The 20843-nt window shown below is 38.4% G+C and carries 20 protein-coding genes; 4 read left to right on the forward strand and 16 right to left on the reverse strand.

Going from position 1 to position 20843, the window contains the following annotated elements:
* Window positions 1-44: 44 nt before the first annotated feature.
* The 5 genes from DRF67_RS11340 to queG form a co-directional block, all read right to left on the reverse strand.
* Entirely contained in the window at window positions 45-392 is a 348-nt protein-coding gene (locus DRF67_RS11340; protein WP_115928422.1) for a hypothetical protein, read from the reverse strand.
* Window positions 393-560: 168 nt separating this feature from the next.
* Window positions 561-1013, reverse strand: a complete 453-nt coding sequence (locus DRF67_RS11345; protein WP_115928423.1) for an SRPBCC family protein — start codon at window positions 1011-1013, stop codon at window positions 561-563.
* Between the two features lie 187 nt (window positions 1014-1200).
* Window positions 1201-1845 carry a murein L,D-transpeptidase catalytic domain-containing protein gene (locus tag DRF67_RS11350; protein WP_115928424.1) on the reverse strand — a complete coding sequence of 215 codons (645 nt, stop codon included), beginning with the start codon at window positions 1843-1845 and terminating at the stop codon, window positions 1201-1203.
* A 3-nt stretch (window positions 1846-1848) separates the two neighbouring features.
* Window positions 1849-2532 carry a TIGR02117 family protein gene (locus DRF67_RS11355; RefSeq protein ID WP_115928425.1) on the reverse strand — a complete coding sequence of 228 codons (684 nt, stop codon included), beginning with the start codon at window positions 2530-2532 and terminating at the stop codon, window positions 1849-1851.
* 353 nt (window positions 2533-2885) lie between these two features.
* Complete coding sequence (gene queG / locus DRF67_RS11360; RefSeq protein WP_115928426.1) at window positions 2886-3830, reverse strand: tRNA epoxyqueuosine(34) reductase QueG; 945 nt, start codon at window positions 3828-3830, stop codon at window positions 2886-2888.
* Window positions 3831-3926: 96 nt separating this feature from the next.
* On the opposite strand from queG, the gene DRF67_RS11365 reads away from it, so the two are divergent.
* From DRF67_RS11365 to DRF67_RS11375, 3 genes are all read left to right on the forward strand, one after another.
* Complete coding sequence (locus DRF67_RS11365; protein ID WP_115928427.1) at window positions 3927-5144, forward strand: porin family protein; 1218 nt, start codon at window positions 3927-3929, stop codon at window positions 5142-5144.
* Window positions 5145-5218: 74 nt separating this feature from the next.
* A complete protein-coding gene (locus DRF67_RS11370) occupies window positions 5219-5518 on the forward strand; it encodes a rhodanese-like domain-containing protein (protein ID WP_115928544.1) in 300 nt (99 codons plus the stop codon).
* Between the two features lie 28 nt (window positions 5519-5546).
* Window positions 5547-6164: an HD domain-containing protein gene (locus DRF67_RS11375; RefSeq protein ID WP_115928428.1), complete on the forward strand. Its 618-nt coding sequence runs from the start codon at window positions 5547-5549 to the stop codon at window positions 6162-6164.
* Window positions 6165-6200: 36 nt separating this feature from the next.
* Here the strand turns inward: DRF67_RS11375 and DRF67_RS11380 are convergent, their stop codons facing one another.
* From DRF67_RS11380 to DRF67_RS11420, 9 genes are all read right to left on the reverse strand, one after another.
* Complete coding sequence (locus tag DRF67_RS11380; protein WP_115928429.1) at window positions 6201-6971, reverse strand: alpha/beta fold hydrolase; 771 nt, start codon at window positions 6969-6971, stop codon at window positions 6201-6203.
* Window positions 6972-6984: 13 nt separating this feature from the next.
* On the reverse strand, window positions 6985-7974 hold the full coding sequence (locus tag DRF67_RS11385) for an NAD(P)H-dependent flavin oxidoreductase (RefSeq protein WP_228435789.1): 990 nt from the start codon (window positions 7972-7974) through the stop codon (window positions 6985-6987).
* Between the two features lie 176 nt (window positions 7975-8150).
* Window positions 8151-9518 carry a peptidylprolyl isomerase gene (locus tag DRF67_RS11390; RefSeq protein ID WP_115928430.1) on the reverse strand — a complete coding sequence of 456 codons (1368 nt, stop codon included), beginning with the start codon at window positions 9516-9518 and terminating at the stop codon, window positions 8151-8153.
* Window positions 9519-9604: 86 nt separating this feature from the next.
* The gene (locus tag DRF67_RS11395) at window positions 9605-10528 is read right to left on the reverse strand and encodes a PfkB family carbohydrate kinase (RefSeq protein ID WP_115928431.1); all 924 of its coding nucleotides are present in this window, start codon (window positions 10526-10528) and stop codon (window positions 9605-9607) included.
* A gap of 27 nt (window positions 10529-10555) precedes the next feature.
* Window positions 10556-11113: a gliding motility lipoprotein GldD gene (gene gldD / locus DRF67_RS11400; protein ID WP_115928432.1), complete on the reverse strand. Its 558-nt coding sequence runs from the start codon at window positions 11111-11113 to the stop codon at window positions 10556-10558.
* 44 nt (window positions 11114-11157) lie between these two features.
* Window positions 11158-12192: an A/G-specific adenine glycosylase gene (mutY, locus tag DRF67_RS11405; RefSeq protein ID WP_115928433.1), complete on the reverse strand. Its 1035-nt coding sequence runs from the start codon at window positions 12190-12192 to the stop codon at window positions 11158-11160.
* Between the two features lie 67 nt (window positions 12193-12259).
* The gene (locus DRF67_RS11410; RefSeq protein WP_115928434.1) at window positions 12260-12730 is read right to left on the reverse strand and encodes a hypothetical protein; all 471 of its coding nucleotides are present in this window, start codon (window positions 12728-12730) and stop codon (window positions 12260-12262) included.
* Window positions 12731-12795: 65 nt separating this feature from the next.
* Window positions 12796-14157: a DUF5458 family protein gene (locus DRF67_RS11415; RefSeq protein ID WP_115928435.1), complete on the reverse strand. Its 1362-nt coding sequence runs from the start codon at window positions 14155-14157 to the stop codon at window positions 12796-12798.
* Between the two features lie 20 nt (window positions 14158-14177).
* On the reverse strand, window positions 14178-14624 hold the full coding sequence (locus tag DRF67_RS11420) for a type VI secretion system contractile sheath small subunit (protein WP_165851790.1): 447 nt from the start codon (window positions 14622-14624) through the stop codon (window positions 14178-14180).
* A gap of 368 nt (window positions 14625-14992) precedes the next feature.
* Between DRF67_RS11420 and DRF67_RS11425 the strand changes: the two genes are divergently transcribed.
* A complete protein-coding gene (locus DRF67_RS11425; RefSeq protein ID WP_115928436.1) occupies window positions 14993-16039 on the forward strand; it encodes a hypothetical protein in 1047 nt (348 codons plus the stop codon).
* Between the two features lie 64 nt (window positions 16040-16103).
* On the opposite strand, the gene DRF67_RS11430 is transcribed toward DRF67_RS11425, so the two are convergent.
* The gene (locus DRF67_RS11430; protein ID WP_115928437.1) at window positions 16104-18200 is read right to left on the reverse strand and encodes a M13 family metallopeptidase; all 2097 of its coding nucleotides are present in this window, start codon (window positions 18198-18200) and stop codon (window positions 16104-16106) included.
* A 525-nt stretch (window positions 18201-18725) separates the two neighbouring features.
* The gene (locus DRF67_RS11435) at window positions 18726-20783 is read right to left on the reverse strand and encodes a M13 family metallopeptidase (RefSeq protein ID WP_115928438.1); all 2058 of its coding nucleotides are present in this window, start codon (window positions 20781-20783) and stop codon (window positions 18726-18728) included.
* Window positions 20784-20843: the final 60 nt, after the last annotated feature.

Genomic DNA, 20843 nt, shown 5'->3' on the forward strand with positions numbered 1-20843 from the left:
TTATAAAAATTCGTTAAAATAAATTGATTTCCAATAACTTAAATCTAATACAACTGAAGGAGATGGAGGAACGATTTGACACCGCAAATCGTAGAGACCGCAATATCCGGAAGAGTAATTTTAGGAATAATCTTTAGGATCCCTGAAAAATCACCAACGGCATGATCGTCTTTACGGACCGAATGCTTTACAATTTTTGAGGCAGCCGGAAGTGCATGCGTGTTCATATCAGCCTCCTCATAGATGTCGAGAAGATGAACATTAGTTACATGCGGAACATGAGGAATATTCTGTAATGATTTTTCTGCCCAATTCGAATTGAAGAGGGAAAAAACCAGTATAATATAGAATAAGAAAAAGGACCTCAGACCTGCCATGTCACCAGAACACATTAGTTTTTTAGTAAAAAAACGATAGTCCTGCAAAAATAAGAATTTTTTAGTGGAGTTATGGTCTGTATAGTGTTAAAAAAACTTAAACAATGGGCAAAAATCAGCTCTACTGATGGTATAGAAGATAATAGTTCAGATACTTTTCTGTATACAGACCTCTGGGACTGCTCAAAATAATTTGCTCAGTACACGGAACCGGTAATCAAAAATATATTCCAGCTTCTTTTTTACGAAAAGCTTGTGCGCTGCTTCACCCAAAAATCCCATAGGAAGCTCATATTCTATGTTGTCCCTCATCAGGACCCCATGCTCATTGGGAATAAACTCGTGATGGTGATGCCATAATTTATATGGACCTTTCTTCTGAAAATCGATAAAACTTCTCTGAAAATCGACATGGATGATCTCAGTCTGCCATTTCATTTTAATACCAAATAATGGGGAGACGTAATAATCAATCAACATTCCTTCGTAGATTTCATCATCTTTCATTTCTGTCAGAACAATGAAGCCCATATCTTTTGGGGTAATCTCCGAAAGATTATTGGCAGAAGAAAAGAACTTCCAGGCAGTTGGAAGGTCACAGTTGAGTTGCTGTTCTCGAAAAAGGGTATGTTTCATATAAGATATAGTCGTGTATTGCTTTTGCTAAAATAAAAGAAAGGTAACTTCTATAAGCAATGCACCAAATTTTATGCTAATTAAGGAAATTCCGAACTACAATCTATAAAACGGGAGACTAAGAGTTCCTGCGATGTTTCGGATCAATCAGTTTCATTGACTTCATGCGCGTTACTTTCTTCTGTTTTTAGTTGTAAATCCACATCAGTACCGGTTTTTCTGAGTGCTGAATCTTCGGGTCAATTTCTTTCATCGCATTATTGGAAATTGTCGGGCATCCCCATCCTTCCGGAGATCCTTTGGGAAAAATCTCTTCATCACTCATCAGATCCCAGGAATGAAAGACGATAAATCTTTTTAATGCATTGCTGTTCGTTTCCTCGAGCCCGTGCATCAGATATTTAATATGGATTCCCCAGTCACTGTAACCTCTTCCCTGCAGTTTGTATTTTCCGAGGGAAGAAAGGTGACTATCATTCTCATTGCTGAATTCCGGATGGTCTTTTGATTCGTCTCCACTCCAGCTATTCGAGCCACAACCGTGGCCTACGAGATATTTTTCTGCAACAGCATTATTCTTAAAATCCCAGATAAAAAAACGGTTAACTCCGGAATGAAGGCTCATGTCAATTAGGATACAGAAATCAGTATTTAAATTCTTTGAAGTACAGAATCTCAATGCTTCTTCAGCTTTCAACTTCAATTTGGAAAGGTCTGCTTCCGGTTTCCGTATGACAGCAGCAGGTGTTTCAGTAATGGAGATGAGTTCCTTTTTTTCCTGTGAACATGAACAAAGCCACAAAGCCAGGAAGATAAGACAAATGGTCTTCATTCCTTATTTATAGTGTTGAAAAATTCCAAAATCAGTAGGAGTCCAAAGCGCGGCTTTTTGTCCTGCTGCTTTCAGGGCGTCATTGCTCCAGGTATTGCAGGTGTACAGGAAACTGTAGGTTCCTTTTGCATCATAAAATGCATCATTATCTCCGTACACCGCATTTGTAGGAATCAGCATAAAGTTTCCGTTCTGATCTCTGTCGAATTTCTTTTCAACAAACACTACCAGCTTTTTATACTGATCCCTGCTGATCATGATCATTTTACAGTCATCTCCTTCTGTCATGGTTTGATAATACGTACAATGCATCGCAGAGTCGCTCAGCCAAAAAGCAGCTTTTACCGCAGTAGAAAATTTCAAATCAGCCCAGGTAGGTGTATCGAGGTAAAATCCTTTATCCCCCCATCCTATTCCAATATACTTGTAATCTGTTCTTTTTGACTTTACATTGGCGAAAGGTATGGCAAGGCTCCAGTCGTGAAGGTCATTCTTTACAGGCATCACGATATCAGTGTGGACGCCATTGGTGTAAATATAGACAGGTATTTCCTTCTTTTGTCCGTCATCTTTAGCAGAAACCGGAATAAACGGGATCAGCAGCCCCAGGATCACATAGATCACCACGATCCCCAAAATAATTCCCAAAACTTTCAGGGTCAACATCAGTATCATTTTCACATTCATGTTTTTTACGAAAATTTAATCTTTAATTTTTAGTAAAAGTATTTGTTTTAATCGAAAAAATGGCTATATTTAGTTACGAAATATTCACAAATATGCGTAAAAATACCAAATCCCAAAAAAGATTTAAAGTAAGAGTAAAAACGGCTCCAAAAAGAATACAAAAAAAACGTTGATTTTCGGTGAGATCTGATCTCCCAGAAGTCAATTTTTCTTTTTAGGAAAGGCTTTTCAAAGAAATTACCCTTCTAAATCTTTACTTCCTTAAGACAAAAAATTTAAGGAATGGTCATTTATCAGCTTTAGTCCGGAAATTCAAAAAATTCCGGGACAGGGATTGTCACCAAAAGTTTGGGTTAAATTTTCTCTGATGACTTCTCCAGAAATTCAATATTCCTCTTCAGTCCTGCGAATTTTGTTCTTTTTACGGGCGATTTTCTGAAGATTTCGGAGAACATTTCCTGGGTCAGTTCTTTCCATTCTCCTTTTTTAAAGTTTTTTAAAGCTTCATTGGGCGTAAACCGGCTCTGCATATTGGGGGCAGAGAAACGGTTCCAGGGACAAACATCCTGACAGATATCGCAGCCAAACATCCAGTCTTCCATTTTATCCTTAAAGTAATCGGGAATTTCATTTTTCAGTTCTATGGTTGCATAAGAAATACAGCGGCTGCCATCGATGATTTTTTCCGATACAATGGCGTCCGTGGGACATGCATCAATACATTTCCTGCAGGTCCCGCAGTGATCGGTCGTTTCATGATCGGCTTTCAGTTCAAGATCACAGATGATTTCAGCAAGAAAGTAAAAAGAGCCGTTTTGTTTGGTAATCAGGTTGGCATTTTTGCCTACCCATCCGATTCCTGATTTTCTGGCCCAGCTTCTTTCGAGAACCGGTGCAGAATCTACGAAAACCCTGAATCCGAAGTCTCCGATCTCTTTCTGCAGTTCAGCCACCATTTCCCGAAGAATCTCTTTGATCACTTCATGATAATCCTCTGCATAGGCATATTTTGAGATTTTGAAATTCTCCAGTACTGAAATCTTCTCTTCCGGAAAGTAATTGTAGGAAAGCGAAATAACGGATCTGGAGCCTTCTACTAAAAGCCTGGGATCAAGCCTTTTGTCGAAATGGTTTTCCATATATTTCATTTCTCCGTTGAAATTATTTTTAAGCCACTGTTCAAGCGGCCTTGCATCTTCTTCTAAAAAATCAGCTTTGGAAATGCCACAACTCTGAAATCCAAAACTTTGGGCCTTGGTCTTTATCAGTTGAGCATATTTTTCAGCATTTTGATTCATAATTTCACATTGCAAAACTAAGATAATTTTATAAATTAGCGGTTTACAGAATTGTCTTTCAAAAGATGAAAAAATTATAAATTTATATTAATAACTATGAGAAAAATAAGTCTTTTAGCAGGTTTGCTTGCTACAAGTATATATTATGCACAAATAAAGTTTGAAAAAGGTTACTTCATCAACAACTCCGGTGAAAAAAAAGAAGTTCTCATCAAGAATTCAGGCTGGAAAAACAATCCTGTAGAATTTGAATACAAATTAGAAAATGCCCAGGATATCCATAAAGAAAATATCAAGAATGTTCAGGAGTTCAGTATTGACGGGGCAGAAAAATACATCAGGGCCACCGTACCGCTCGACCGTTCTTCTGAAAACCTCAATCTGATGTCTCATGACAAAGCTCCTGATTTTAAGGAGGAAACCCTATTCCTTAAATATGTTGTAGAAGGAAAGGCCGGGCTTTTTTATTATGAAGACGGTAATATTAGAAGGTATTTCTATTCTGCCGACAATACTGTTCCGCAGCAGCTTATCTACAAGCCTTACTATATAGATGAAGGCAGTATCGGCTACAATGAAGAATACAAAAAACAAATTGCGGACCACCTGAAATGCGGTATTGAAAGCAAGCAGCTTCAAAATTCAAATTATAATAAAAAAGATCTTACCCGATTGTTCACCCAGTATAATTCATGTTCCGGAAGTCAGGCCGTCACCTATGATGACAACGGTAAAAAGAAAAGTCCGTTTCACATGAGCATCAGACCGGGAGTCACTTCCTCTTCACTGGAAACCACAAATTATTATAATTATGGCAATAAAACGTTGAATATTGATTTTGGAAATTATACATCCTTCAGAGTCGGACTTGAATTTGAATACGTCCTTCCTTTCAATAAAAATAAATGGGCTCTCTTTGTGGAACCTACGTATCAGTATTATAAAGGCAGCACGGAAATTGTTGATGATGAAAATACGTATTTTGAATACAGGTATACTGCAACGGCTGATTATAAATCGATAGAGATTCCGTTGGGAGTGCGACATAATTTCTTCCTGAATGACCGGGCTAAAATTTTTATCAATGCTGCCTATGTATTGGATTTTGCCATCAATTCCTCTATAAAATTCAGATACTCGGAATTAGAACTGAAATCCGTAAGTAATTTTGTCTTTGGAGCCGGGTTTAAGTACAATGACAGATTCAGTGCAGAAGTGAGAGTAGGCACCGCCAGAGGTCTGACCCGAAATTATGTAAGTGTAGGATCCGATTACAAGGCCGTATCTTTGATACTGGGGTATACCCTATTTTAAATAGTAATTATAGAAGAAGGTTTTCAAAAAAATTACGTACTTTCGTCTGTAATTTAATGTTTAAAATACCAAATATGTCTTTAATAGAAGTAATACAATCCGGAAACTATGAATTGATCGACGTTCGTGAGCCTATGGAGCTCGAAATGGACGGAAATATTGACGGGGCCAAGAATATTCCTCTGGGCGAGGTGGAAGACAGACAAGAAGAGATTCTGTCTGTAGAAAAACCGGTAATCATTTTCTGCAGAAGTGGAAACAGAAGCGGAAAAGCATTGGAATATCTGAACTCTCAAGGATTAAAGGATGGTTATAACGGCGGAGGCTGGGCTGAGCTAAAAGCTGTTCTGGAAGCAAATCAGGGAACTTTTTAAAGTTCCTTTTTTTATATCTTTTTGGGCCATGAACCTTAAGAACCGATTTGAGAACCTCTGTCTCAGTTTTACGAATGACCATGAGGAAATAGGTGGTCTGTGGAAGGAGATTGAGAAACAATATACCGAAAAAGGCAGGCATTATCACAATCTGGAGCATCTTGAAAATATGTTTCTCGAGCTTGAATCCGTAAAAGAAAGAATTTCGGATTTCAGAGTTTTATCTTTTTCCGTCTTTTATCACGATATCATCTACAATCCCACCTCTAAATCCAACGAAGAAAAAAGTGCTTTGAGAGCTGCAGAAAGGCTGAGTGCACTTGGACTGCCACAAAATAACATACAGTATATTTCTGATCAGATTCTGGCAACCCGGCTTCATCAAAAATCAGAACATGAAGACACCAATTATCTTTTGGATGCCGATCTTTCCATCCTTGGAAAGGATTTTGAAAGCTACCTTGCCTACACCAAAATGATCAGAAAGGAATATTCCATCTATCCTGATATGCTCTACAAACCAGGAAGAAAAAGGGTCCTGAAACATTTCCTGGATCTTGACAGCATCTTTAAGACCGTGAGCTTTAAAGGAAAATACGAAATCCAGGCAAGAAGGAATATTGAAGCTGAGCTTCAGCAACTTTAGTAGAAAAAGACAGCCAGCTGGCCGTCTTTTCTTATTTTAATGATTCTGATTTATAAAGTGAGCCGCTTTTGCCAGCACCAGTTCCGGGGCTTCTTTATGTGGGGTGTGTCCCAGACCGGGAATAATGTATTGTTCAGATTGACCACTCACCTGAGAAACGGTTTTCTCCATTTGTTCCAAAGTACCGTATTCATCATTTTCACCTTGAATAAAAAGCAGGGGACTTGTCACATTCTTTAATGCATATTCGATATTCCAGCTTTTAAAACGGTCACTCAGCCAAATTTCTGTCCATGCTTTTACGATCATTTCGACTTTATCGCCATGATATTTTTGGAGACGTTCCGGAAGGTTGGTAGTATGGTATGCCTCCAAAGCATCCTTAACGCCTTTTACGGTAACATCTTCCACAAAAATATGTCCTGCTTCACAGATGATTGCTTTTACTTTTTCGGGATATTTTGAAGCAAATAGCAGAGCTATTGTTCCCCCATCACTGTGACCGAAAAGAATGACTTCCTGGATGTTTAACGTATTCAGTACTTCATTTAAAATGTCCGCCTCGGTCTCCATATAGTTATTTTCTCTCTGATGAGAAAACATTGGAAAAGACTTTCCATATCCTAAACGGTCATACATCAGAACATTGCATTCAGTTTGTCCTGACAATTTAGCCGGAAAATCCCTCCAGAGCTGACTGCAACCTAAAGAATCGTGCAAAAATACAATTGTCGGTTTATGTTCAAATGAATCACTCTGCTCTACATAAAGTCTTTTACCACTTACACTGATGATACTCCCTTCCATTACCTTTACATGATTATAATTGCGGATTGTTTGCTGCGTTGAATTCTTTAAGTAAGTTTTGAAAAACTTCTTCCACGGGAAGAATGTCGTCAATTAAAGCTGATACCTGTCCGATTTCTAATTCGCCTTCTTCCATATCTCCTTCAAACATTCCTTTTTTAGCTCTTGCACGGCCTAAGGAAGCAATTAAGGATTCTTTGTTTCTTCCGGTTTGATAGATATCTTCGAGTTCGTTGAAAAACTTATTTTTAACCATTCTTACAGGAGCCAGCTCTTTTAAGGTAAGATGGGTGTCACCCTCCTGAAGTTCTGTAATTTTTCTTTTCCAGTTCTCGTGGGCACTGGCTTCGGTAGTGGCCGCGAAGCGTGAACCGATCTGCACTCCGTCTGCTCCGAGAATCATTGCGGCTTTCATTTGTGAGCCGAGAGCAATTCCTCCGGCAGCAATCAGAGGTTTAGAGATGTGTTTTCTGACATTGGGGATCAGACAGAAAGTAGTGGTTTCATCCCTTCCATTGTGGCCGCCTGCTTCAAACCCTTCTGCAACGACAGCATCTACTCCGGCCTCCTCACATTTCATTGCAAACTTGGTAGAGGAAACAACATGGGCTACTTTTATGCCTTCTTTCTGAAGGGTTTCTGTATAGGTTTTAGGATTTCCTGCTGAAGTAAACACGATCTTTACCCCTTCTTCCAGAATGATCTGAATGATCTCTTCAAGATTGGGATACAGCATCGGAACATTCACCCCAAAAGGCTGATCTGTTGCCTGTTTACATTTCTGAATATTCTCTCTTAAGATATCAGGATACATACTTCCTGCACCTATTATTCCTAACCCTCCACAGTTTGAAACTGCTGAAGCCAGTCTCCATCCGGAATGCCAGATCATACCTGCCTGGATAACAGGATATTTTATATTGAAAAGCTGCGTAATTCTATTTTGGTTATCCTGCATCTCATGAAGTTTTTTTGCTGAATTGAAATCTATAAAATTGCTCATGCGTAAAAATACTAAAAACAACCGTTTTGAAGGGAATATATTGCAGGATTTTCAAGCAAAAATATCTTAATATTAAGGTGGAAAAACAGGATTTATTAATTGAATTTCCAAAGGCTGTAAGCGCCTTTTAGAATGAGGACATAAAAAAACCTCCAGAAGTTCTGAAGGTTTTGATTTTATTTTTTGATGGCTTCTTTTTTCCAGTTGGATTTGAAGCTACAGCTGTCGTAACGTCCGTCAATAGAAATAAAAGTTGTCGGCAATTTAGAATTAACAAACTTTTCTACCATTTCGTTCTTTTTCTTATTAAGCGCCATCTGCTTGATTCTGCTGAAGTCTGTTTCCAGCGTAATCTGGTGGGCAGGAATCACATCATCCATTTTAATGATCTTCACCACTTTTCTTCTGTTTTCGTCATCTTCAAAAGCGGTGGTGATATCTCCTTTGTTCAAACCAGCCAATTCATAACTGATAGTTCCGGGGATACTTTCTCTTTCTATTTTATCAGAACCATCTCCTCCCGGGATTATCCCTGCATTGAATTTGGTTCTTTTATCATCTGAAAATCTGAAGGCAGCGTCCTTAAAGGTCATCTTGCCATCCATTATAAGTCCTCTGATGCTGTCTAACTTTGCCTTTGCCGTTTTCATTTCCTCATCTGTAGGCGTGGCCTTCAGCAGGATGTGTCTTGCATCATATACTTTACCCGATTTTTTGACCAGCTGAATAATGTGGTATCCGAATTCGGATTCAATAGGATCTGAAATTTCATTTTCCTGAAGGTTCAGTGCTGCGGCCTCAAATGGCTTTACCATTTGCCCTTTATTGATCCCTTTATATAATCCCCCATTGGAAGCTGACCCTTCATCTTCAGAATAAATTCTTGCCTGGCTTTCAAAAGTTTCTCCCCCGGCAATATCCTGCTTGATCTTTTTCAGCCTGTTGATAAGATCCTGCTTGTGAGCTTCTGTCAGAGTAGGATAAATCATGATCTGAGCCAATGTCACCTCATCTTTGATCTGAGGAAGCTGAAGCTTATACATATTGTAAAAGTCTGTCACTTCATTTGGGGTAACGTCAGCTTTTTCAGTGACTCTCTGGTATTTTGCCTGTCCATAATATTGGTCAGTATCTATCTTTTCGATAGCATTCTTCATTTCATAAGCATTTCTGAACTTATAAGCAGTCAGTAATGCTTTTTCATCCGGAAATTGAGAAAGCAACTGACGGTATTTTGCATTAGCCTGTTCTTTAATTGCTGCAGAACGGTTTTCGATCAATGTATCTTTTTTTGCTTCGTATACAAGAAGCTTATTGCTGATAAGGTTTTCCAGGAACTCACATTTATCGGTATTGGTAGCACCCTGCTGTTTTCCATAATTCATCTGCTCTGCTACATCGGATTCCAAAACAATTTCATCTCCGATAACAGCTGCAATACCATCCACCAAATCTCCTTGTTTTAGCTGGGCATTCATCATATCTGAAGAAAAAATCATGATAAAAATCCCAAGAAGAAAAGTGATTTTTAGTTTATTTGTCATTTTACTATTTTAACAAGTTGCAAATTTAGAATTCTTAACGAATTTTACTCAATTTTTTATTATAAATATTTCTTAAAAAGACTTATTTACTGCAGTTCAACATCAAATGTCGTCAATTCTTTGAATTGTCTCAATCTAGTGAACATATCGGATTCGTTTACTTCTTCTATTCTTTCTGTTCCAAATTTCTCTACAGTGAACGAAGCCATGGCAGATCCAACGATCAGTGCAGACTTCATGGTATCGAAATCGAATTTTCCTTTTTTGGCAAGGTATGCGGCAAATCCTCCAGCAAAAGTATCTCCGGCTCCTGTCGGGTCAAAAACCTCTTCCAGTGGAAGCGCAGGAATGGCAAATACTTTCTGGTCATGGAAAAGTAAAGCACCATGCTCTCCTTTTTTAATGATGACATATTCAGGACCCATCGCGTGGATCTTTTTAGCTGCTTTTACTAAAGAGTACTCTCCGGAAAGTTGTCTTGCTTCCTCATCGTTGATGGTAATGACATCTGTTTTTGCAATCATCTCCATCAGAATATCCCACGCACAATCCATCCAGAAATTCATGGTATCAAGGATAACCAGCTTCGGACGGTTATTCATTTTTTCAAGTACAGACAACTGAACTCCCGGGTGTAGGTTTCCAAGTAATAAAATTTCGGCATCCTGCATTGAATCCGGGATTTTTGGATCAAAATTCTCCAGTACATTAACTTCTGTGGCCAAAGTATCTCTGGTATTCAAGTCGTTATGATATCTTCCTGACCAGAAGAATGTTTTTCCTTCTTTGATGATCTCAATTCCCTCAATGTTTACTTCTCTTCCTGTGAACATATCGAGATGTTCCTGTGGAAAGTCCCCTCCTACTACAGAAACAATTCCGGATTTAACGCCTAAAATAGATGAAGTGATCCCAATATAAGTGGCTGCACCGCCTAAAATCTTATCCGTTTTACCAAATGGTGTTTCAATTGCATCAAATGCAACACTTCCTACAACTAAAAGTTTCATATATTTTTCAATGTATATTAAAAGTAATTATTTTTTCCATTCAAAAGAATCCAGCAGGTGCTTCATATCGTTTTTGATATAGTTTACTGCAGGAGCCAGAGAATCCGGTTTCGGTCTCGTATTAAAGTATAGATAAGCAGTCACGAAGTGCTTCGTGCTGTCTGTAATGTAAAACTGAAGATTGGAAGCCGTCTGCCCTTTCAGCTCATAAAAGTTTCCATATACCTTTTTTTCAGGATACTGAAAAGATTTGGTATCGATGGAACTTGCTTTAATGGTATGTTCATATACCATTTTCTCGGCTTCCCTGATATGGTCTGCAAAGTCATTCTGTATGGGGTAATAGGTAACGAATACCTTGGCTTTCATTTTCGGATAGTTCAGGTAAAACCAGCATGGTTTTTTGGCTGGTGTTATCGAGGCAAAATCCGAAAACTCAAAAGTATAGGCACAGTCGTTTTCAAACTTCTGGTACTTCGGTGCCGGATATTCAAGACGCAGTTCGCCGTAAGGTTTCGGAACAGGGTCTTTTCCACATGAAATTAAAAGCAGTGATACAAAAATAAAAATGACTTTTTTAATCATTTTGCAAAAGTACAAATTAGATTTTAGATTTCGGAAGACAAATTTCAGTCTTTCAATGTGTTTTGAATGTAATTTTCCAAAGGCTTCGGAAACGATTTCTCGTGGGAGCCTTCAACATCTGTAATGAGATATTGATTTTCAGTGATGAAATCATTCCATACCTCTTCAGAAGTCACTTCAACATTAAACATTTCAATGCTTAAATTCTTGTGAGTCAGCTTGTGGCTAATCGTTTTTGAAGCTGTAACGAATGGTTCCATTTCAAAAGGAATGGAGATGGGAAATTCAAATAATTTCTTCCAGATAAAGTCATCTTTTCTCTGACGGATCAGAAACTGCCCGTTTCTGTGGACAAAGTAATAGGTCAGAGCAAGATCCTCCGCTTTTACTTTCTTACTTTTTACCGGGTAATCTGAAGTTTTCTGCAGAGAAAAAGCAAGACAATCGTCATTAACAGGACATTCTCCACAAAGAGGATTTTTAGGTTTACATATTTCAGAGCCTACATCCATCATCGCCTGGTTGAAATCTCCTACATTCTCCGGCATGATTAACGCTGCCAGTTCAGAAAAATAAGTGAAAGCCCTGGAGTTTGAGACATCAAAGTCATCCGCAAAAAGACGGCTCAATACCCGGTAAAAATTACCATCAACTGCCGGCATCTTTCCTCCAAAACATATACTTGAAACTGCGGCGGCTGTATATTTCCCGACTCCTTTCAGCTTCAGAATATCCTCATATTGCGAAGGAAATATTCCCTGATAATCGTCCATAATCTGTTGGGCAGCGGTATGGATATTAATGGCCCTGGAATAATATCCCAAGCCTTTCCAGTACAGCAGAACTTCATTCTCTTCAGCTTCTGCCAGAGTTTTCACGTCCGGAAATCTTTTAATGAAATTATTGTAATGATTTAATCCCTGGCTGATTCTGGTCTGTTGAAAAACAATTTCACAGATCCAGATTTTATAAGGATCTTTCGTCTGTCTGAAAGGCAGATCCCGTGCATTATTCCTATACCATTCCAAAAGCCTGTTTCCGATATGCCGAAAATCAGGGCTTGTTCTATTTTGTTCCAAAAACCTAATCTGTTTAATCTTGTAAAAGAGTATTTTCTTTTACCTGAAGATACAAAGATAAGCTTATTTATTTTTTCTTGACAGCATATACAGGTGCAGCCCTTAGCCATTGATATCTCAGTTTCTTATCTTTCGCAATAAAACGGTATCCCTCAAGATGTTTGAGGTAAACATAGATGGAATCATCGGTCTTATTCAGTTTTAACCTTTGAACGGAGAGAAACTGCATGGGATATTCTACAATTGAATCCCGTACTGTTTTTAGTGTCCTTCCTGATCTTATTTTGTAAATAAAGAATGATCTTCCTCTTCCTTTTGAGCTATCTGCCAGTTTTACGTCTGAACTGGCAATAACGAGTTCGCTGCCGTCAAAGCATTCATCTTCATTCATGATATAAGCTTTGCCTTCTTTACGCTCATGGGCAAAAAGATCTTCTTCATAATGTCCCGGGCTCTGGTATTTTTTTTCACAGCTTAAAATTATCATCAATAAAGCCGGAAATCCGGCCATAAGCTTTTTATTCATCTTAATATTCATAGGTGTATTGGTAGAAAAAAACCGATGTAAAATTGCATCGGTTTTTATTATGTAAAATATTTTTTTTATTCCTGAGTATATTCAGCATCCCATTCGTTACCATCATCTCCTTTGTGTCCGTCAAGTTTAATAACGAAACTTTTTGTAGGGAAATAAGGCGTCATACGGATGTCCAGCCAAACTCTGTCTTTGTTGACTCTGTCCTGCTCAAAACGAACAATCTTGAATTTCTCGATCAACTTGTCCGGTCCTTTGATATTGTCCAGGAAAGTTACAATCTGTCTTCTCAGATCATCTTCGTTCTTGGCATTCCAGTTTTCGAAAGCTCTTCTGTTCAAGAAGTCAAGTAACACTTTCGTTACATAGTCGAATACACGAACTACAGAGTACGTCTGAAGACCGATATTATCTCCTGTAAATAATGTTTTTGCAGAAAATGCCATGATTTTTCCATATTCATTCACCATAGGAACAAGACCCATTTTTTCCAGCTGAGAGATTTCACTTTTCTTCAGTTCAAATTTTACAGCGTCTACTTCGTTGATGTTACCATGCTTTTTACCTGCTGCTACCTGAGACATCAGTGTTTTGTGAATTTTTCCAGCCAATGAAGTGGAAGGTGGAAGTTCTACGTTCTCTTCTTCTCCTACTTCCTCAGCTTTTCCACGTCCTACCAGCCAGTTACAGGTCATAATTACATTACTTCTGTGAAGCTCGCCTCCTGTAAGGTTTGCAGAGTGGAATAAATCTACCACATCATCCGGTTTATCAAGGTTGGCGAAGTCTGTAACCATCATTACTTTGTTTTCGTTACAGATTTTTGCCCATTTCTCAATCACCTTGTTAGATCCCAGGTATCCTGGTATCGCCAGGATAGAATAATTATCTCTAAGGTCCAGACGGTCGTAATAGTTTTTGAATTCTTCAGAAATTGCATCAATGAAGAGTGGATTATCCAGATCGGATACCTGGTCAATGCTTGCATTAACAATACTTACATTATCCACTTTATCAAGTTCTGTATTTTTGTAGAACTGCGCTACTGTTCTGTAGTTGGTTTCCAACATACGAACGGCATCAAGGGTATTTTTTAAGTTTGTTTTCAGATTCTGATCGGCGAGTTGTGCTTTATTCTTACACGTTTCAGCCATTTTATCAGCAGATTCGCTTCCTTCCAGAAGACTCACCCAAAGGTTGATCTTCTGAAGAAGTTCTTTTCTTTCATCTGCTTTATTGCCATCATTAAGGAAAATTTCCTTTCTGGCTTTTCTCGTCGGGTTCATATTGGCGATACCGTCTACTACGGATTCCACAAAGCCAAAACCTCCCATTTTATTAAGTTCTGCAAGCGGATTACCTTTCGGTTGTCCTGAATGCTGCTGTTGACCCTGCTGCTGGCTTTCCTGCGCCTGTAATTTGCTATCCATGATTTAATGTAAGTCTTTAATTATTTTTCAAGTTCTTGTGCCACATCTTTCAATACTTCGATGAACGCCGCTCTTGTCTGATCGTTCTCCAGCATATTGCGTAGAATTTTATTAGTTTTCAGCTGGCGTACAATTTTGTTGTACTGCTCCTGCTCCATGCTCAGCTGCTGCAGATAGTCTGATTTCTGAGTAAGGCTTTTGGGAGTAAAGTCACCAAGATTTTGAAAACGGAATTCTTCTTCCACTGTTCCACCATCTTCTGTTTCGTGCTGTACCGCTACAGAAGGCTGGAAATGTCTGAAAACATCTTCCACAGTTTTTAATCCTGTTACAATTTCAGGGGTATAAGATTCTTCTGTTGTAAGTTGACTTACTATCAGTGATTTATTTTCCTGTATTTCCTGAATAGCTTCATTAGCGTCTACTTTTACCTCGTTTCCGCCAACACCATAATTAAACATTGCCATATTATTATTATTTTGAGATTTCTTATTTTGGTTTTATTCTGTCCTTGAGTAATTTACAGATGTATTAAATAAATTACAAATCCAGCCTTTAAATTTAAAAAAAAACTGTAACATACAAAATTTTGTCAAGATTTTTATTAGATTATTTAAATTTCTATAGATATATTTAACATACAATCACTGTATTACATTGTCACTAAGCTATGAAAAATAAATAAAATATATCACAAAAAAATTAAAATAAAACCTTTGTGCATTTTAATCTTATATAAAGGCATCCCCAGGGCCGTCAAAACATCTAATTCCTTTTAGCCTGTAAAATAAGTACTGAAAAAAATATTCTTTATATTTAAGCAAAGTAAACAGACATGAAAGATGTAAAAATAGCGTTTAGAAAACCCATATTTCCCGTTTCAGACGCACTGCAGCAATATCTGGAGAAATATAACAGAACGACTAAGATTCATTTTCTGTATGAGGACCTCCTGAGGTTTAGTGACAGTGTGAATATTCTGGATCAGGACGGCAAAGATACTTTGTGGCTCGGGGTGCTCTATTCGGAGTATGAGTTTAAAGAAATCGAAGCTAATTTAAATAAGATTTATACCCTTCTTCATTCAGACGGAGACGAGGCTACTTTACCCTATCTGAAAGTAGATACGATCGACTTCTGTACTTTTGGAAACTCTAAACCTTTCCGGATCAGGGTGAGAAATATTCTGAATGATAATTATACCAATTTTTATATCAAACAGGCGGATGCTTCCCGCATCTACGGTCTGGAACTTGAAGACCTTCTTTCTCCCAACCGGATTAACTTTCTCATTTATAAAAATACTTTGATAGAAGAACATATCCTTGGGATTCCGGGAGACGTTTTTATTCAGAAACAGCTCCCAATGTGTACGGAGCTGGAAAAGGCGCAGATTTCCAAGGAATTTGTAAAATTCAATGAACGCTGCCTCATTGGACTTTTGGGCGACATGCGCTCGTATAATTATGTGGTTATTCCAATACACGATTTTGACCAGGTTATATACAGAATTCGCCCCATCGATTTTGACCAGCAAACATATGAAGGGAATCTGAAGGTTTATCTCCCTCAGTATTTCAAGGAAAACAATCAAATGGTCAATATGGTCATGGAAAAGCTGAAACCCAGTTCCATAGAACAGTATCGCAAAGAGGTACGCTCACAAATTGTAAAAAGGGTAACCAGCAGCAAAACCAGATTCGATGAGCTCATTTCTATTATGAAAAGAGAAGAGATCGCGCCGGAAGCAAATGTTATAGAACTCAGGACTGCCTTACAAAAACTTACTTATGATATTAACTTCAAGTATTGTAAAACCATGGGAGACATTGTAGAAACCGGAATAAAATTTGTTCTCCGGAATTATAAAAAGGCCTATTAAAAAAGAGAATCCGTCTCAATTCAACAGGAGACGGATTCTTTCTTTTCTGACAATTTTGGTAAAACTACCAGATTTTTATTCTGTCCTGAGGAGCTTTATACATTTTGTCCCCAGGTTTGATATCAAACGCTTTGATGAATGAGTCCTGATTCACCAACGGTCCGAATGCTCTGTACATTCCCGGTGAGTGCGGATCTGTTTTCACCTGATTAATCATATATTGGTCTGTTGCTTTGGTTCTCCAAACGGTAGCCCAACTCATAAAGAATCTCTGATCCTGAGTGAAGCCGCTGATTTTCCCTGGATTTCCTTTATCTTTTAAGTACATCTGAAGGGCATCATAAGCCACGGCTACTCCACCTAAATCACCGATATTTTCGCCACTGGTAAATTTACCGTTAACAAAGCTTCCTTTTACAGGCTCATAGCCACTATACTGAGCGGCCAGCGCTCCTACTTTAGCATCAAAGTTTTTACGGTCTGCTTCTGTCCACCAGTTATTAAGGTTACCATCACCATCGAAACGGGAGCCACTGTCGTCAAATCCGTGAGAGATCTCATGTCCGATAACCGCACCGATACCTCCAAAGTTAACAGCTGCATCAGCTTTAGGGTTATAGAAAGGCGGTTGTAGAATGGCTGCAGGGAATACAATCTCATTATTTGATCCGCTGTAGTAAGCATTTACCGTCTGCGGAGACATTCCCCATTCTGTTTTATCTACAGGCTTCCCAACTTTGTCAAGACTTCTCTGATACTGCCATGCGGCTACGTTCTGTAGGTTAGAATATAAGGTCGCTCCTTGTTTTGGAGATTCCACTTTCAGCTTCGTATAGTCTTTCCATTTGTCAGGATAGGCGATTTTCACCGTAAACTTGGACAGTTTTTCCTGAGCTTTCACTTTGGTTTCCGGAGACATCCAGTCTATACTGGCAATATGGCTCTTAAACGATTTTAAAAGGTAATCGATATAAGTTTCCATCTGCTGTTTGGCTTCAGGAGTAAAGTATTTATCTACATACAACTTACCGAATGCTTCTCCCAGGACACCGTTCACCAGGGTAAGTCCTCTTTTGTTCATGGGACGCTGCTCTTTCTGTCCCTGCAGATATTTTGAATAGAAATCAAATCTGATCTGCTCCAGTCCCTCATCGAGATTACTGGCATTTCCATTGATGATGTGATATTTGAGATAATCTTTCAGCAACGGAAGGTTCTTCTGATTGATGAACTGATCCATATTCTGGTAATACTTCATCTCTCCGATGATCACACGGTCTGTATTCACTCCGGCTTCTTTGAGGTATTTTGCAAGGTCAACATTTTTCACCAGTGCTGATAATTCGGAAACATTTTTAGGGTTGTATCTCAAATTGGCATCTCTGTTCTGCTCAAGCGTCAGTAAATAATTCCCCAGCTGTTTTTCAAAATCTACAACATTCTTTGCTGCATCAGCTGAATTTTTATAGCCTAAAATGCCGAAAAGCTTCCCAATATAGGTCTGGTATTCCGCCAGAGTCTTGGTATTGGCTTCGTTTACCTTCTGATAATAGTCTCTTCCGAGACCAAGATCCGGACCTCCAAGATAAACGGCATTCATTTTAGAGTTCTTCATATCGGCTCCCACTCTCCATCCATAGAAAGAGTTGTCACCCAATCTGGTAGCTTCCAGAAGGTATTTCTGAAGATCGCCTACGCTTTTGATAGCATCTACTTTAGCAAGATCAGCTTTGATAGGAGATAATCCGTCTGCATTTCTTTTATTGGTATCCATAAAAGAAGCGTAGAGATTCTGAATTTTCTGTCCTTCAGATCCTGCAGTATAATTTTCGGTAAGAATTTTATTCAGGATATCCAATGAAGCATCATCTACATTTTCTCTCAGGGCATTGAAAGATCCCCAATTGGCTTTATCGGAAGGAATCTGTGTATTTTTCACCCAATTTCCGTTCACATAGCTAAAAAAGTCATCCTGCGGGCGGACATTGGTATCCATATACGATAAATTAATCCCTTCTTCTTTCATTTCTTCTTTCACCGGTTCAGCAACCTTTGCCGTAGTCTCTGTTTTGTTTTCTGTCCCTGCAGTCTTTGCTGCACCACACGAATTGAGAAATACAATACCTGATAGGGCAAGTATTCCGATATTTAGCTTTTTCATTAAAATAATTTTTGATTTTTACACAAACTTATCAAATATACAAACTTTAACGATATATGGTGAAGGAAATGTAAGCAGCAATTAAAGTTCAAAATACAGAATAGGAATTGATAATAATTGAAACATAGAACAACGGAAAAGTTGCCATTTTTATAAAATATATTTTTTGACAATGGCTAAAGTGACATACTTTAAACTCATGACAGCGTTATAGATTAATAGGATACAGGTATTAGTAATGTATAAGATAGTTTTCGGTTTATTTCGGCAACTCTCTTTGTTATTTGATTAAAAAAATGAGTTTACTCTTTTAACAAGAGCTTTAAAGCGTGCACCTATTTTTTAACGCAATGTTTGCAAGGTTATTTGTGTTGTGTATGATTTCCGTTCGCGGTGGCACTTCATTCAGCAATTTTTTTGATACTGAGTAAAACGCCTTAGCGATCGTTTAAGTGATGTCGTCAATGGAAGATTTTCTTTGATCTCAAAAAACAAAGCCGCTCATTGCTGAGCGGCTTATATGGTTTACCAGATTTTGATTCTCTCTTCCGGAGTTTTGTATAATTTATCTCCTTTTTTCACATCAAATGCTTTGTAGAACGAATCAACGTTGATCAACGGACCGAAGCTTCTGAAATATCCCGGAGAATGCGGGTCAGTTTTCACCTGATTGATCATATATTTTTCACTTGATAAAGTTCTCCAAACCGTTGCCCAGCTCAGGAAGAATCTTTGATCCTGAGTAAAGCCGCTGATTTTCCCAGGGTTCCCTTTATCTTTCAAATACATCTGAAGGGCATCATAAGCAATGTTTACTCCTCCAAGATCGGCAATATTTTCACCGTTTGTGAAAGTACCGTTTACAAAAGTTCCTTTTACAGGCTCGTATTTGTCGTATTGAGCTGCAAGTGCTTTGGTAGCTTTCTCGAAGTTTGCTTTATCTTCAGGCGTCCACCAGTCTACCAGGTTACCGTCAGCATCAAACTGAGCACCTGAATCATCAAATCCGTGGCTCATTTCATGTCCGATAACGGCACCGATTCCACCGAAATTCACGGCAGCATCAGCTTGTGGGTTAAAGAATGGCGGCTGAAGGATAGCTGCAGGGAATACAATTTCATTGTATACCGGATTGTAATATGCATTTACAGTCTGCGGTGTCATTCCCCACTCTGTCTTGTCAACCGGCTTTCCAATTTTTGCAAGATCTTTGTTATACTGCCATTCGCCGATGTTCTGCAGGTTGGAATATAAAGTACCTCCTTGTGCTTCAGGAGTAATCACCAATTTTGAATAGTCTTTCCATTTATCCGGATAAGCCACTTTTACCGTAAACTTATTCAGCTTCTTCATTGCTTTTTCTTTAGTTGTAGAAGACATCCACGCCAGGTTGTTGATGTGTACGGCAAAACTTTTCTTTAAGTAATCGATCAGTTCTACCATCTGAGCCTTAGCTTCGGCCGGAAAGTATTTTTCTACATATAATTTTCCAAAAGCTTCACCAAGGTTTCTGTTGATCAACTCAAAACCTCTTTTGTTCAAAGCTCTTTGCTCTTGCTGGCCTCTTAAATATTTACCAAAGAAATCAAATTTCATATCCCCCAGCTTTTCGCTCAGGTAAGAAGCGCTTCCGTTGATCATATGGAATTTCAGATAATCCTTAATGACAGGAAGATTCTGAGTATTCACCAATTTATCAAAGTTTTTGTAGTATCCCAGTTCACCGATGATTATTTTGTCTGTATTTACCCCTACTTTTTTAAGGTAAGTAGGCAAATCAACTCCTTTTACCAAAGCTGAAAGCTCGGCCATCGTCTGCGGGTTATACTGAAGAGTATTGTCACGGCTCTGCTCATTGGTTAAAAGGGTCTGTGCAATACTTTTTTCATAAGCAACGATACCTTTTGCTGCTTCATCAGCATTCTTGTAGCCCAGTTCCTTAAGCATAGAAGCTACATATTTCTGATATTCAGCAATAGCTTCCGTATTTTTTTCATTTACTTTCTGATAGTAATCTCTCCCTAAACCAAGAGATGCTTCCCCTAAGTAAACCGCATTCATATTGGAATTTTTAAGATCAGCATAGACTCCCCATCCGTAGAAGATGTTCTCACCCTCCTTTGTTACAGACGCCAGGTAGTTCTGCAGATCAGCCATATTTTTGATCGCATCAATTTTAGTCAGGTGATCCTGAATAGGCTTTATTCCATCTGCATTTCTTTTCTGCATGTTCATATAAGAAGCATACAGGTCCTGAATTTTTTTCCCTTCGCTACCGTCTGCAAATTTATCTTTCAGAAGAGAGTTCAGAATGGTCATGGAATTGTTATCCGTATCTTCTCCCAGTTTGTTAAAGCTTCCCCACGTTGGTTTATCAGAAGGGATCTTAGCGGTTTTCATCCATGTTCCGCTTACATAGTTATAAAAATCATCCTGTGGACGCACGGAAGTATCCATAAGGCTTATGTCTAGGCCTTTATCCGTATTATTCACTGCCACTTTAGCAGCTTTATTTTGTGCACTCAATGTATTTTGAGAGCAGATCCCTGCTATTAGAAACAAAGAAAGCGTAAGTTTTTTCATTATGATAACAATTTATACAATAGGTATTATTTATTTACATTTTGTTACTTGTATTTGTAA

The organism is Chryseobacterium pennipullorum (genome assembly GCF_003384725.1).
Taxonomy (GTDB): Bacteria; Bacteroidota; Bacteroidia; order Flavobacteriales; family Weeksellaceae; genus Chryseobacterium; species Chryseobacterium pennipullorum.